The 13,635-nt window shown below is 74.9% G+C and carries 10 protein-coding genes and 3 pseudogenes; 5 read left to right on the top strand and 8 right to left on the bottom strand.

Annotated features, from left to right (window positions below; translation table 11 throughout):
- The first annotated feature begins 131 nt into the window (after positions 1-131).
- On the top strand, positions 132-962 hold the full coding sequence (locus OG422_RS27230; RefSeq protein WP_185994005.1) for a hypothetical protein: 831 nt from the start codon (positions 132-134) through the stop codon (positions 960-962).
- 218 nt (positions 963-1,180) lie between these two features.
- Here the strand turns inward: OG422_RS27230 and mmuM are convergent, their stop codons facing one another.
- Both mmuM and OG422_RS27240 read right to left on the bottom strand, forming a co-directional pair.
- Positions 1,181-2,101, bottom strand: a complete 921-nt coding sequence (gene mmuM, locus OG422_RS27235) for a homocysteine S-methyltransferase (RefSeq protein WP_405746663.1) — start codon at positions 2,099-2,101, stop codon at positions 1,181-1,183.
- Positions 2,102-2,205: 104 nt separating this feature from the next.
- Positions 2,206-3,138, bottom strand: a complete 933-nt coding sequence (locus tag OG422_RS27240) for a LysR family transcriptional regulator (protein ID WP_405746665.1) — start codon at positions 3,136-3,138, stop codon at positions 2,206-2,208.
- Positions 3,139-3,254: 116 nt separating this feature from the next.
- On the opposite strand from OG422_RS27240, the gene OG422_RS27245 reads away from it, so the two are divergent.
- Positions 3,255-3,872: a maleylpyruvate isomerase family mycothiol-dependent enzyme gene (locus OG422_RS27245; RefSeq protein ID WP_405746668.1), complete on the top strand. Its 618-nt coding sequence runs from the start codon at positions 3,255-3,257 to the stop codon at positions 3,870-3,872.
- Between the two features lie 57 nt (positions 3,873-3,929).
- On the opposite strand, the pseudogene OG422_RS27250 reads toward OG422_RS27245, so the two are convergent.
- From OG422_RS27250 to OG422_RS27265, 4 genes and pseudogenes are all read right to left on the bottom strand, one after another.
- Positions 3,930-4,379: pseudogene (locus OG422_RS27250) on the bottom strand (beta-galactosidase); the annotation flags it as partial.
- 58 nt (positions 4,380-4,437) lie between these two features.
- Positions 4,438-4,488, bottom strand: a pseudogene (locus OG422_RS27255) (hypothetical protein); the annotation flags it as partial.
- Between the two features lie 232 nt (positions 4,489-4,720).
- Positions 4,721-6,076 (bottom strand): SWF or SNF family helicase, encoded by a 1,356-nt coding sequence (locus OG422_RS27260; protein WP_405748011.1) that lies wholly within the window; start codon positions 6,074-6,076, stop codon positions 4,721-4,723.
- A gap of 83 nt (positions 6,077-6,159) precedes the next feature.
- The gene (locus tag OG422_RS27265) at positions 6,160-9,168 is read right to left on the bottom strand and encodes a DEAD/DEAH box helicase (protein ID WP_405748012.1); all 3,009 of its coding nucleotides are present in this window, start codon (positions 9,166-9,168) and stop codon (positions 6,160-6,162) included.
- A gap of 419 nt (positions 9,169-9,587) precedes the next feature.
- Here OG422_RS27265 and OG422_RS27270 point away from each other — a divergent pair, with 419 nt between their 5' ends.
- A complete protein-coding gene (locus OG422_RS27270; RefSeq protein WP_143940830.1) occupies positions 9,588-9,770 on the top strand; it encodes a hypothetical protein in 183 nt (60 codons plus the stop codon).
- Between the two features lie 500 nt (positions 9,771-10,270).
- Positions 10,271-10,675 carry a VOC family protein gene (locus OG422_RS27275; protein ID WP_405746670.1) on the top strand — a complete coding sequence of 135 codons (405 nt, stop codon included), beginning with the start codon at positions 10,271-10,273 and terminating at the stop codon, positions 10,673-10,675.
- 593 nt (positions 10,676-11,268) lie between these two features.
- Here the strand turns inward: OG422_RS27275 and OG422_RS27280 are convergent.
- The gene (locus OG422_RS27280) at positions 11,269-12,051 is read right to left on the bottom strand and encodes a hypothetical protein (protein WP_405746672.1); all 783 of its coding nucleotides are present in this window, start codon (positions 12,049-12,051) and stop codon (positions 11,269-11,271) included.
- 214 nt (positions 12,052-12,265) lie between these two features.
- On the opposite strand from OG422_RS27280, the pseudogene OG422_RS27285 reads away from it, so the two are divergent.
- Positions 12,266-12,859, top strand: a pseudogene (locus OG422_RS27285) (oxygenase MpaB family protein).
- 4 nt (positions 12,860-12,863) lie between these two features.
- On the opposite strand, the gene OG422_RS27290 reads toward OG422_RS27285, so the two are convergent.
- On the bottom strand, positions 12,864-13,475 hold the full coding sequence (locus OG422_RS27290) for a class I SAM-dependent methyltransferase (RefSeq protein ID WP_405746675.1): 612 nt from the start codon (positions 13,473-13,475) through the stop codon (positions 12,864-12,866).
- Positions 13,476-13,635 lie beyond the last annotated feature (160 nt).

Below are 13,635 nucleotides of genomic sequence, written 5' to 3' on the forward strand. Positions count from 1 at the left end.
CTCCGGGCCGTAGGGTGGTGCGGGTGGCTGTGGACCGACCCGTGCCCAGTCGCCGGACATTTCAGCCGTCGCCTGTATCAGCTCTGTCACCGAGTTTCCCAAGACCCTGTAAAGAAGCGATTATCTCCGTCATGAGCTTTCCGCCGCCTCCGCCGCCCCCGCCGAACCAGCCCCCGAACGACGGCCAGGGCGGTTTCGGCCCGCCTCCCGGCGGCTACGGTGCCGGAGGCCCGGCCCAGGGCGGGTACGGCCAGGGCGGGTTCCCGCCGCCCGGAGGACAGCCGGCCGGTCCGCCGCCCGGCGGCTTCGGTCCGGTCGGCCCCGGCTTCGGCCCGGCGGGTCCCGGCGGTCCCGGGGGCTGGCAGCCGCCGCCCCCGCCGCCGTCCGGCGGCGGCAACGGCAAGATCATCGCGGCGATCATCGGTGGCGGTGTCCTGGTGCTCGCCGTGGTCTTCGGCATCTTCGCGATGAGCGGCGACGGCGACGACGACAAGAAGAACCGCGCCACGCCGTCCGAGAGCACCGACGCCTCGCCGAGCGCCACGCCCGACGACGGGCCCACCACGCCCACGGGCTTCCCGTCCGACCCCGCGAGCGCCTCGCCGTCGGAGAGCACCATCCCGTTCTACAAGCTGGAGGTCGGCGACTGCTACGACCTCCCGGCGGACGGCAGCGGCAACAACGAGGCGGCGTCCTGCGACGATGCGCACGACGCCGAGGTCGTCACCGTCCACCAGCTGCGCTCCGGCTTCACGTCCAGCTCCGAGATCAAGGACGAGGCCGCCAAGATCTGCAAGAGCGACCTGGAGAGCAAGGCCGCCCGCCAGCCCGCCGGGACCGCCGAGGGGACCTATGTGCAGTTCCCCAACCTCAAGGGCTACGACCTCGGCATCAAGAACGTCAGCTGCAGCCTGATGGGCAACCGCTCCGGCACGAAGAAGCTGCACGCGCCGTTGTCCTGACGGGTGTGGGGCGCGCCGCTCCGCCGAGGACGGCGCGTCCGGGGCGCGCGTTGCCGCACGGCTGTCCCCAGGCGAACGGGCCGTCGGCCGGAGGCTTCCGGCGGGCGCTCCCAGGCAGGGCGCTTCCCGGGCCGGGGCTCCCGGGCGGGCGTGGAGCGGGGCGCTCCCCGGGCGAGCTGACGGCCTCCCCGCCCGATGGCCCCGCGAACGCCCGCCCCTCACCCCCGCAACTGCTCAGCCAACGCACGGATCTGCTCGGGCCCCACCCGGCAGCAGCCGCCGATCAGCCGCGCCCCGGCCGCCGCCCAAGTGGCCACCTGGTCCGCGCGGAACTCCGGCGCACCACACCACGTACGGGCCCCGGCGTCCCAGCTCTCCCCGCTGTTCGGATAGACCACCACCGGCTTGCCGGTCACCCGCGCCGCCACCTCGACGGCGCGGTCCGCGTCGGCGGGCGCGCAGCAGTTGACGCCCACCGCGACGATCTCGTCCGCGTCCGCCGCCACCGCGAACGCCTCCTCCAGCGACTGCCCCGCCCGGGTGCGCGCCCCCGCCACGCTGTACGAGAGCCACGCCGGGATGTCCAGCCCGCGCACCGCCCGCACCAGGGCTCGCGCCTCGTCGGCGTCCGGCACCGTCTCTAGGGCCAGCACATCCGGCCCGGCCGATGCCAGGACCTCCAGCCGGGGCCGGTGGAAACGCTCCAGCTCGGCCACGGTCAGCCCGTACCGGCCCCGGTACTCCGAACCGTCCGCCAGCATCGCGCCGTACGGTCCGGCGGACGCGGCGACGTACAGCGGACCGGTGACCCCGCCCGCCCGCGCCCGGTCGGCCGCCTCGCGGGCCAGCGCCACGGAGCGGCCGAGCAGCACCCTGGCCTCGTCGGCGTCGATCCCGCGCCGTGCGAACCCCTCGAACGTCGCCTGATAGCTGGCGGTGATGGCGACCTGAGCCCCCGCCGCGTAGTACGCGCGGTGCGCCTCGATCACCGCCTCCGGATCCTCGGCGAGCAACCGCGCCGACCAGAGTGCGTCCCCGAGATCGTGCCCCGCGGCCTCCAGTTGGTTGGACAGCCCGCCGTCGAGGACCACCGGGCCCGCGGCGAGGGCATTGGCGAACTGCGGGGACGTGCGGACCATCGGGAACCTCTCCAGGGGAACGGCGAAGCGGGGACGGACGCGCCACGGGCATCACCCGGGCCCCGCCTGCCCGGATCATCACGCCACCCGGGCGCGGCGAATGGTTACGGGGAGCGCGACGGGTCCGGTGCGACCCTGGTCAGCGCGGTGTGCAGCCGCTCCAGCAGGATCCGGACGGCCGGTCCCGGAGAGCCGTCCGCCCGCCAGGCCAACGCGACCCGGCCACGCAGCGGCGGCTCGGTCAGCTCGCGGGTCCACAGCCCGGCCTCCGCCGCGACCGCGTCCGGCAGCGCGGGCACCACGGCCACCCCGAGGCCCCGCGCGGCGAGCTGGGTGACCAGCCCCGGGGACGCCGCCTCGAAGGCGATGTCCGGCCGGAACCCGGCCCGCGTACAGGCGCGTTCGAGCACCGCGCGCAGGCCGGTGCCGCGCGGCAGACCGATCAGCCGCCGCCCCTCCAGCGCGGTGAGCGGCAGCGCTCCGCCGACGGCACGGTCGAACACCGGATCGCCGGGCGCGGCGGCCGCCACCAGCGGTTCGTCCACCACGAGCCGGAACGACACCCCGGGCGGCGGCGCCTCGTCGGTCAACCCGACTGCGACGATGTCCAGTTCGCCGCGGCGCAGCGCGCCGAGCATCCGCTCCGAAGTGTCCTCGGTGAGCGCGATCTCGACGCACGGATGCCGCTCGTGGAAGCCGGCCAGCACCGACACCACATCGAAGGCGTGGCCGGCGGCACCGGAGATCAGCCCCAGCCGCACCCGTCCGCGCAGCAGCCCGGCGAACTCGTCGGCCGTCTGCCGGACGCCATCGACGGCCGCCAACGCGGCCCGCGCGTGGGGAAGTACGGCCTCGCCGGTCTCTGTCAGCGTCACCCGTCGCCCCGAGCGGTCCAGCAGCGGCTGCCCCAACTCCCGCTCCAGCTGCCGGATCTGCGCGCTCACCCCGGGCTGGGCGACGTGCAGCCTGGCGGCGGCGCGGGTGAAGTTGGCCTCCTCCGCCACGGCGACGAGGTACCGCAGCTGCCGAAGCTCCATAACCACGGATTCTAGCGACCACAACAACCCGTTCTTGGACGCGGGGAGCGGTCCCGTACACCCTGGAGGCACGGTGCACGGCTCCGCTCACCCCACGCGCACATGGGAGAACAACGATGGACATCAGGGCCCTGATCGCGGCGGAACGCCGGGAGCTGGCGGACGTCTGGGACGGCCTGCCGGACGCTTCCTGGGACGCGCCGACGCTGTGCGCGGGGTGGCGGGTACGGGAGGTCGTCGCCCATATGTCGTTCGGCTTCCGCTATCCGCTCTCCCGGGTCGTACGGGAGCTCCTGGCGGCTTGCGGGAGCCTGCACCGGATGACCGACCGGTGCGCCCGCCGGGACGCCGCCGCCCTCACCCCGCGGGAGCTGGCCGCGGCGCTCCGCACGCATGCGCACCATCCCTGGAAGCCGCCGGTCGGCGGGTTCGTGGGTGCCCTGGGGCACGACGTGATCCACGGTCTGGACATCACCGTCGCGCTGGGCCTGGACCGGCGTGTGCCCGAGGACCGGCTGAGCGTCCTCCTGGAGAGCGTCACGCCCCGGACCGTACGGTTCTTCGGCGCCGCGCTGGACGGTGTCGCGCTGCACGCCGACGACCGGGAATGGACCTACGGCACCGGCGCCGCCCTCACCGGCTCCGCCCAGGACCTGCTGCTCGTCGCCTACGGCCGCAGGCTCCCGCCGGGCCGCCTCCGGGGCGCGCCGTGCGAGCGCTTCGCCCTGAACTGAGGCGCCCTCGGCGAGGCGCCCCCATACGCACGTCACGGCCGCCTCACCGCACCGCGAGAACGCGAACCGGGCGGGCCCGGCCGTCAGACGATGCCGGGGGAGGATGCCGGGGCCGCAGGAGCGGCTGCCGAGGCCGTGTTGCACGTGGTCGAGGTGGAGCCACACCCGCTCACCGGGCGTCAGGCCGGTGGTGTGCCGGGCGGCGTCCAGCTCCTCGGTGGTCCAGCGCCGGGCCGTGAAGAAGAACTCCGGTACACCGCCGATCCGGAGGCCCGTGCCGTCGGACCGGGTCAGCTCCGCCCACCGCACACCGGGCCGGGCGCCGTTCTCCTGCGGGCGGACATACGGCGTCTGGAGCGCGTCAACGGGCGACTCCCCGCGTCCGAGGCACGCGGCCGCCCAGCTGCCGGGGTAACCCTCGCCGGGCCCGCCGCCGAACCACCGCGCGTGGCCCAGACCGCCCGGAACCGCCATCCGCATCCCCAGCCGGGGCAGCGGAACGTGCCAAGATGCCGGGCAGCCACCACTGGTCCTGGTCCTCCAGATAGCTGCCGGACGACCACCGGTGCACCCGGACGGCCAGGACGTTGCCGCGGCGGCGCAGCAGCGGGCCCACCGCGAACTCGTGCGCCAGCCGACTGCCCGGCCGGGCGCCGGTGGGGTACCGGTCATGGCTCCTCCTCGCTGCGGGGCACCGGCCTCGGCGGACTGTGGTGCGACGGGGACCGGGGCGGTCGGGATCGGTGCGTAGGGGATCGGTTCAGCGAAGCACGTCCCGCCGCCCGCCCGCAGGAGGGCGACGGGGATCGGCCGACGGGACACCCGGACGCACCGGGGACCGTCCGGCGTTATATGCCGTCCGGGCCCGTACCGGTCCGCGAATCCGGGGCGCTCGCGGCGTCCGAACCGGATATCGCGGTGGCGAGCGCCGTCGCCGGATCCTCCGTTGCCGGGCCGACGGGCGCCCAACGGCCCTGCTCCTTGCGGTACGGCCACCAGCGTCCGTCCCGCCCGTGGCGCAACTGCGCGTCGGCGCCCCGCACCGTCCAACGGCCGTGCGACATCCGCAGCTCGGGCCGGTCGGCGTCCTGCGGCCAAGCGGCGGCCAGCTGCGCCCGGGCACGCACCAGATCGGCTGGATCCGGCACCCGGTCCTTCTCCAGGACGTCGAGCGCCTCCACGCCGCCCAGCCGCCAGGCCCGGACCGCCAGCGTCATGGTCCGCGCATCGCGCCCCGAACCCGCCGCCAGACGCGCCGTCACCGCGGGCCCCGGATCGGTGGCCGCCAACCGCACGGCGTCCTGCACGCGGGTGAGCGCGGGCGGCGCCTGACCGGGCCGGTCGGCGAGGGCCCCGGCCAGCAACTGCCGGGCCCGCGCCGCCGCGTCCGCCCGCAGCAGCTCCAACGCGGCGTCCTCCACCCCGGGCTCGGGTGGGGTGCCGCCCCCGAGGGGAGCCGGGTCGTCCCAGGCTTCCACCGGTGGCGGCAGGGCGGGCAGCGGCGGCAGCGCCTCCCGCGTCGCGTACGCCTGCGCCGCGGGGGTGCCGACGGCCGCGGACGGCCGCTCCCCGGAGGCCTCGGTGGCCCGCGCCGCGCTCCGGGCCTGCAGTTCGTCCAGCAACTCCCGCTCCCCGCGGCCGCGCACCAGCAACAGCAGGAACGGGTCCTCGTCGAGCAGCCGGGCCAGTTGGTAGCAGAGCGCGGCGGAGTGCGCGCAGTGGTCCCACTCCTCGCAGCTGCACTCCGATTCCAGATCGCCGATGCCCGGCAGCAGTTCGATGCCCACGGCCGACGCGTCCTCGGCGAGCACCGGCGGCATGTCCCGGTCCAGCAGGGCGGCGATGTGCCCGGCGCGGTCCGCCATCACATCCAGCAGCTGGTCCCACTCCCGCGGGCCGAGCTGCTGCAGCAGGACATCGGCGCGGTGCCGGGTGTGATCGCGGTCCTGCACCATGGCCGTGATCCGGCCCGGGCGCACCGACACGGCCCCGACGGCACCGGCCCGGGCATGCCGCCGCCCCTGCTTGACCTGCTGCCCGTCGAGCGCGGTGTCCTCCAGCGCCTTCAGCCAGGCCCGGCCCCACCAGGTCTGCGCGAACGCCCCGCCGCGCACCGCGGGCAGCGCCGCGAAGGTTCGCTCCGGCACCGCCTCGCGCCCGCCGGACCCCCGCCCGGCCTCAGGATCCTCGTACTCCGCCCGCATCTCTTCCACGGCCCCCGTCACCCCGTCCCACTCCCTTTCCCGTACGTCATGTCCGTCGTTCCCCCGATACCGCGGCCGTCCCGTCATCCGTGCTCTCCCCGCAGGGTGACCAGCTCCGCCAGCTCGGCGTCGGTCAGCTCGGTCAGTGCCGCGTCGCCGGAGCCGAGCACCGCGTCGGCCAGCCGCTGCTTACGGGCGAGCATGTCGGCGATGCGGTCCTCGACCGTGCCCTCCGTGATCATGCGGTGCACCTGGACCGGCTGGGTCTGCCCGATGCGGTACGCACGGTCGGTGGCCTGGGCCTCGACCGCCGGATTCCACCAGCGGTCGAAGTGCACGACATGGGAGGCACGGGTGAGGTTCAGCCCGGTGCCCGCCGCCTTCAACGACAGCAGGAACACCGGCACCGCGCCCTCCTGGAAGCGCCGCACCATCTCCTCCCGCCGCGCCACCGGCGTCTGACCGTGCAGCAGCTGCACGGGAATGCCGCGCCCCGTCAGATGCCGCTCCAGCAGGCGCGCCATCTGTACGTATTGCGTGAACACCAGCACACTCGCCTCCTCGGCCAGCAGGGTCTCCAGCAGTTCGTCGAGCAGTTCCACTTTTCCCGAACGCCCGGCGATACGCGGCGAGTTCCCCAAACCCTCCGAAACCGTCGCACCCGTAGGAGCCCCGGTTTCCCGCGCCGGAACCAGTACTTCCGGCCGTCTGGGGGAGGCCGCTCCGGCGCCGCCGTCCAGCTCCTTGAGGTACTGCGCCGGGTGGTTGCAGATCTGCTTGAGCGAGGTGAGCAGCTTGACCACCAGCCCGCGTCGCGCGAAGCCGTCCGTCCCGGCGATCTCCGTGAGCCCTTCCCGCACCACCGCCTCGTACAGTCCGGCCTGTTCGGCGGTGAGGGTCACCGCGCGGTCGGTCTCCGTCTTCGGCGGCAGCTCGGGGACGATACCGGGGTCCGACTTACGGCGGCGCAGCAGGAACGGCCGCACCAGCCGCGCCAGCCGCTCGGCCGCGGCCACCGCCCCGGGGGAGGCGGAGCCGCCCTCGATGACCTGGGCGTAGCGCGTACGGAACCGGCCGAGCGGCCCGAGGAGCCCCGGTGTCGTCCAGTCGAGGACGGCCCATAGCTCGGAGAGGTTGTTCTCCACGGGCGTACCGGTCAGCGCCACCCGCGCCCCGGAGGGCACCGACCGTAGCGCCCGCGCGGTCGCCGACGCGGGGTTCTTCACATGCTGCGCCTCGTCCGCGACGACCAGCCCCCACCCCGCTTCCGCCAGCCGCGTGGCGTCCATCCGCAGGGTTCCGTACGTGGTGAGGACGAACTCGTCCGGCGCGATCTCCACCAGGCTGCGCCGCGCACCGTGGTAGCGGCGGACCGCGGTGCCCGGGGCGAACTTCTCGATCTCCCGCTGCCAGTTGCCCAACAGGGAGGTGGGGCACACGACGAGCGTGGGACCGGCGGTCTCCCGGTTGGCCGTGCGGTGCAGATGCAGTGCGATGAGCGTGATCGTCTTGCCCAGGCCCATGTCGTCGGCGAGGCAGCAGCCCAGGCCGAGCGAGGTCATCCGGTGCAGCCACCCCAGTCCGCGCAGCTGGTAGTCGCGGAGGGTGGCGGCGAGCGCCGCGGGCTGCTCCACGGGCGCCCGGTCCGGGCGTTCAGGATCGGCGAGCCCGTCCCGCAGCGCGGCCAGTGGGCCCGCCACCTCGACCGCGACCCGGTCGCCGTCGTCGGTCTCGGCGCTGCCGGTCAGCGCGGCGCCCAACGCGTCCAAGGGCGTGAGCGTACGGTCCGCGCGCCCCCGGGCGGCCCGTAGCGCCTCCGTGTCGACCAGCGCCCACCGGTCCCGCAACCGCACCAGCGGTCGGCCCGCCGCGGCGAGCCGGTCCAGCTCAACCCGGTCGAGATCCTGGCCGCCCACCGAGAACCGCCAGCTGAACGAGAGCAGCGCATCGGCCGACAACAACGCCGCCGGGCCACCGGGCCGCCCGCCCCACGCCGCACCGCTGTCCCCAGGGGAGCGGACCTCCTCCCCAGGGGCGGCACCGTCTTTGGCGTGCGCCGGTCCCGAGCCGCCCCCGGGTGCGGCGTACTCCACCACCGCGTGGCTGGTCAGGCCGGTGGCCAGCTCCTTCGGCCAGTGCACCTGCACCCCGGCGGCGGCCAGCGACCGCCCCGCGGGACCCAGCAGGGCCACGACCTCCTCGTCGTCGAGTTCCAGCGTGTCCGGTACGGCCGCCGAGAGCAGCGGGGCGAGCGGCGCCCACGCGGCGGCCGCCCGGCGCAGCGTGACCAGTGTGTCCATCCGGGCCCGCGCACCGAACGCCTCACCGGCGGCCGCGCCCCCGGCCCACACCTCTGCCGCATCCGCCACCACGCCCGGATCCGTCACGCTGTGCACCTGGAGGACGGCCGCGAAGGCGAGGCTCCCCGGGGCGGCGAGGAGAGTGGGGCCGCCCTCCCCGGAGGCCGCGGGCAGGCCGCCCGGCCCGCGGACCTCCATCCGGAGCGAGAGCCGTACGCCCGCGTCGTGCCCGGCGGCGATGTCCGCCGCCCAGGCGCGCTGCTCCGGGATGTGCTGCGGGGCGGTCGCGGCGAAGGCCGGGGCGTCGGTGACGAGGTCGGCGGCGGGGGAACGGGGCAGCCCGTCGGCCACCGCGTCGAGGAAGGCCCGTAGATGCCGCTCCGGTTCGGGCAGCAGGACGGGGCCGTCCGGGGCCTGGTCGTCCGGGGCGGGAAGCGGCGCGGCGCGCGCGTACGGCGGCATGGCGGCGGCCAGGGCACGCACCCGCTCCCCGTCCGCCGCGTCGAACGGGCCCAGCCGCCAGGCGTCGTACCCCTGGGGGCTCAGGCCGGGCAACAGCCGCCCCCGGGCGACGAGTTGCAGCGCGACCACCGCTGCCGTGCCCCAGAGGGCGACGGAGGGGTCCGCATTGCTGCCGCTCCGGGCGCGCGTCAGCAGCGGCAGCGCCTCTGCGACGGGAAGGAGGACGGCCGGTACCTCGCGCAGCACGATGCCGTCGTCCCCGGGGCGCGCGTCACCGGTTTCCGCGCCCCCGGACGGACGGTCGTGTTCCTGGGCGAGCGCGACCGTCATGCTGCCGGTGGGCGCCGGGAGCTGTCCGTCCCGGCCCGGCACGGGGGCGAGGTGGGCATCGGCGGGCTCACCGGGGCGATCGGCATCGGGCGGTGTGGTGATCAGGGCGCTCAGGGCGCCCACGACGGGATCCAGGGGCGCGCCGTCCGGGCGCCAGAAGGCGACCCGCCCGCTACGCGGCGGGTCCGAGGGCAGGAAGGTGGCCGCGCAGTCGGTGAGGGCGGCCGTCAGGCTCGGCTGCCGGGCGGAGGGTGACAGCGGGAGGTGGGTCACGGCGGAACGGACTCCTCAAGTTTGACTACTGCCGATGTGGCGCCCGAGAGTACAGGACGCGCAAGCTGTTCATGGAACCTGCGGAGCCCGCACGGCGTTCAAGAAGTGACAGAGCGCGGTACGTGCCGCGGAAGGGGAGTGAATCCATGTCCACACGGGCGAAGGTCGCAGTGGGTGGCGTCGCGGTGGGAGTGGTCCTGCTGTGGCTGCTGCCGCTCTGGGCGGCGCTCCTGGTGATGGTCGGTGTACCAGCCGTTGCCTATCTGACGCTGGACCCTTCCCAGCGTCGCCGCCTGCGGCACGTGAGCCGCAAGCAGCTGGGCCGCTGAGGCGGTTGGGTGCCGAGGTGCCTTCCGTCGCCAGGGAGCGAATGCTGTCTGGCGACGGGGGCGGCCTCGGTGTACCCGAAGTTGCTGGCGATGCCGGAGCTGCTTGCCGTGCCCGGGGTCGCTCGTGATGCCGGAAGCTGCTTGCGATGCCGGAAGGCGTTGCGACGCCTGAGGCTGTTCGCGATGCCGGAAGTTCGGCCGCCGGATCGCCGGTGTCCGTCCGACGCAGGAGCCCCTCACCTCCGTGGGGCTCACCCGCGGGCTCGCGCCGGTACGGGCCCGGTACCGGGCCGACCCGTCACCTTGCGCACGCACTGGTCGCCGCGAGGCCGCCCTCCGCCCGGGCCCCCGACGCAACGGCACGGGCGCGCCCTCGGTCTTCGGACCCAGCCCCGGCCCAAAGGGACCGCGACCGTGGCCCGATGCCCGTACGGCCCTCCCTTGCCTACGCTCCGGACACAACCCGAGGTGATCCGTCCACAGGGGAATGGGGGCCCGCCGTGCCGTTCACCGGCGCCAGCCACATCCGCATCGCCCGACCGTCCCGCGATCTCGCCAAGGCCGAACGGTTCTGGGTGCAGGGGCTGGACCTCACGGTGCTCTACCGCGTGACGGGCGAGCCCGGACTGCACGACCTGCTCATGGTGGGGCACCCGGACGCCTCCTGGCACCTCGAACTGGTCCATGACGCCGGGCACCCGGAGGAGCCCCGCCCCACCGAAGAGGACCTGCTGGTCGTCTACCTGGACGGGCCCGTCCCCGACGAACTGGTGTCCCGGCTCGTTTCGCACGGCGGCAAGCGCGTCAGCTCGCCGAACCCGTACTGGAACGCATGGGGCGTCACCTTCGAGGACCCCGACGGCTACCGCCTCGTCCTGTCCACACGCGGTTGGCCGAACCCCTGACGGGACCCGCCCGGCCCGGGGCCTGCCATGGTCAGAACTGCCACCCCCGCTCTTGGCGCTCCGTGCGGGCGCCCGCTCCCGGCAGGCCGCCCGGCCCGGGTAAGGGCCCCAGGCCGGACGGCGCTCGCCCTCCTCTCCTGTCCGTGTCACGCCGGTCGGCACGTCGTGCCGTTCAGTTCGCGCTCACCCCCGTCGTACGGCCTCCGTGCCGGTGTCAGGGCCCCGGTACGCGGGGCGCGGCGCCACCGGCCGGTGGTTGTCCGAAGGGCGCCTGCGGGCCCCGGTGGTGTGGCCGCCCCGAAACACCCCGCCGCAGGACGCCTCCGAGCCGCAGCCGTGCCCCTTCCCCCGGGCTGTCGCCGCCCCCGCGAATGCCGCCCCTGCGAACGCTCCGGCGGCCGCCGTGCCGTCCGTCCGCTCCGTCGTGTCAAAGGTCTGTGCGCGGCCCTGTCCCGCCACCGTCATCTGGGTGCGCGCACCACTCATCACCTGCATCAATGCCTCCCCGTGAGCTTCGTCGACCGATGCAGGACAAGTCCATCACGAGGGTCTGACAATCGACGTCGACGCACGCGGCGACGCCCGGGCCGCCCTCAGGCGGGGCGGGCTGCGAGGGCGTCCAACGACTCCAGCAGCGCGGGAAGTTCCGGGCCCCGGCCCACGGGGTGCACCTCGCCCGGCTCCTCGTCGAGCAGCACGAACGCGATGTCGTCGGTGCGGGCCACCATGCTCCACCCCGGGCCGTCCACGCGTAGCGTGCGTGCCTCGCCCGCGGCGAACGACGACCGGATCCGCCCCGGCGGCGGAGGCTGTGTCACATAGCCGCGCGCCTCGGCCAGGACCCGCCGGACACCGTCGTGCGGCCGCGCACCGGGCGCCACGAACGTCACCTCGCCGTCGGTCTGTTCGCGCCACGCCGCCCACTGCATCGCGATCTCATCGGCACCCAGCCGCCGCTGCGCGGGCCCCCATACGGAGGCATCCGGCGGGGTCAGCGGCGGCCGGCCGCCTTCCTCGGGGTCCGGATCATGCGGCTCGGGCACCCCGGGCGCGGCCACGGCCAGCGCCAGCGGCCAGCCGGGCAGCGCGGCGACGACGCTGTCCTCCCCGGGGGAGAGGTCGTACTCCATGCCGCAGTCCCACGCGGCGACGGCGCACGCCACCAGCGACACGTCCTCGGTGGACACGGTCCACCGGGAGCCCCGGCCGTCCTGCCCGAGGACCAGCCCGTATCCCTCGGCGTACGGTTCGAGGCCGAGCCCCGCGCACTCCTCCGGGTAGTCGTCGCCCAGTAAGCTCGGGAACTGCGCGGGCGTCAACAGCACCGCCGTCAGCACGAACAACTGGTCGTCGCCAGCGCCCTCACTCGTCGACACGCGCGCCACCCCATCCGGCCGTCCGACATCGTCGGCGCACCTTAAATGGCTCGGTACGGCCTTGTCACCAGCCGCGGACACCCTCCGCCGCCCGCCGTCCGAGGGCCGGAACGCGCCACGACGTCTTCCGGCCACGCTCCCCGGCACACCTACAGGACGCGTCCTCGACACCTAAGGTCGAAGCCCTTCCAACCGAACGGACGGGGCATACCAGGTGCGGCTCCACGACTGGCTGAAGGAAATCCGGCGACTCGACCCGGAATGCGACTACCTGCGTATCCACCGCATCACCGCGATCCACGAATTCCCCTGGGACATGACCCGGGCCCGGGGACTGGCCCACGCTGGATCGACCGATACGGCGGGCGGCGACTCAGCGACCACGAGACCCGCGCCATGGCCACGTACTTCGCCACCCTCGGCCGTCACATGGACATCACCGGAATCCCGCGTACCTAAGAGGAGTTCGCGCACTGCCTCGACAGCTATGAGGATGCCCACTTCGGCTGGGACGAGGGTGCCAGGCGGGTGTCGGACGCCACCTTGGACCTCATGGCGGGCTGGTGCGGCCCGCTCGCACCGGTGGTGCGGGGCGTGAGCACGGCCCTCCTGGACGACTCCCTGATCGCCGCCTTCCGGTATGAGCCGCCCCGTCCGGTCGTTCCCCAGCGGCTTCCGCGTCGCCGACCTGGGCACCTTCCCGGGGCGTCGCGCCGGTACCTGCCCGGTGCCGCACCTGGAGAGCCCGGATCCGGCGACGGCCCCCGGGGGAGTCGGCCCCGCGACCGGTACCGGGGAGCCCGCCTGAGCGCTCAGCCCCTGCGCACGGCGAGGGCCAGGTAGCGGTCGTCCTCATCGGCGTACCGCACCAACTCCCAGCCCGCACCGGCCAGCAGGGGCCGCAGGTTCGGCTCCGCCCGCAGGTCGTCCGGGGTGAGCGCCCGGCCCTTACGGGCGGCGAGCGCGGCCCGGCCCACCGGGTGGAACAACGCCAGCCGTCCCCCGGGGCGGACCACCCTGGCCCATTCGGCGAGGCTGTCCGCGGGGTCCGGAACGTGGGAGATCAGCCCCGCGGCGAAGACGGCGTCGAGCGCCGCGTCGCCGACGGGGAGGCGGGACGCGTCCGCCAGCAGCAGGAACGCCGACGCGTCCCTCCCGGCCCGTACGGCGGCGTTCAGCATCTCCGGGGTGAGGTCGGCGCCCAGGACGAGTCCGCGCGCCCCCACCGCTGCCCGGAGCGCGGGCAGTGCCCGGCCCGTGCCACAGCCCGCGTCCAGGGCCCGTTCCCCGGGCCGTAGGCCCAGTGCGGCGACCCCGGCGGCGTAGGCCGGGCCATCGCCCGGGAAGCGGGCGTCCCAGTGGGCCGCGCGCGGGCCGAAGAACGCCCTTACGCCCTGCGGGTGTTGGGTGTCTTCGTCGGTCATCGGGCTTCTCCGGGGGCGAGGCGGTGTCCGCCCGGGAGGGCGGCTCCGGGGGGAAGGGGCGCGGCGGACGGGCGGGCCGCCACCGTGCCGGTACTCGTGGCCCCAGTGTGCCGCGAGCGGCGCTCCCCGGGGCGGCGCGGCCCGTGACGGGACGCCGCGC

This window comes from Streptomyces sp. NBC_01525, from assembly GCF_045040405.1.
Taxonomy (GTDB): domain Bacteria; phylum Actinomycetota; class Actinomycetes; order Streptomycetales; family Streptomycetaceae; genus Streptomyces; species Streptomyces benahoarensis.

Coding starts and splice junctions, on each gene's coding strand:
- OG422_RS27290 (WP_405746675.1), bottom strand. CDS start 13,475: ATGACCGACGAAGACACCCAACACCCGCAGGGCGTAAGGGCGTTCTTC.
- OG422_RS27240 (WP_405746665.1), bottom strand. CDS start 3,138: ATGGAGCTTCGGCAGCTGCGGTACCTCGTCGCCGTGGCGGAGGAGGCC.
- OG422_RS27260 (WP_405748011.1), bottom strand. CDS start 6,076: ATGCGGGCGGAGTACGAGGATCCTGAGGCCGGGCGGGGGTCCGGCGGG.
- mmuM (WP_405746663.1), bottom strand. CDS start 2,101: ATGGTCCGCACGTCCCCGCAGTTCGCCAATGCCCTCGCCGCGGGCCCG.
- OG422_RS27270 (WP_143940830.1), top strand. CDS start 9,588: ATGTCCACACGGGCGAAGGTCGCAGTGGGTGGCGTCGCGGTGGGAGTG.
- OG422_RS27230 (WP_185994005.1), top strand. CDS start 132: ATGAGCTTTCCGCCGCCTCCGCCGCCCCCGCCGAACCAGCCCCCGAAC.
- OG422_RS27265 (WP_405748012.1), bottom strand. CDS start 9,168: ATGACGGTCGCGCTCGCCCAGGAACACGACCGTCCGTCCGGGGGCGCG.
- OG422_RS27245 (WP_405746668.1), top strand. CDS start 3,255: ATGGACATCAGGGCCCTGATCGCGGCGGAACGCCGGGAGCTGGCGGAC.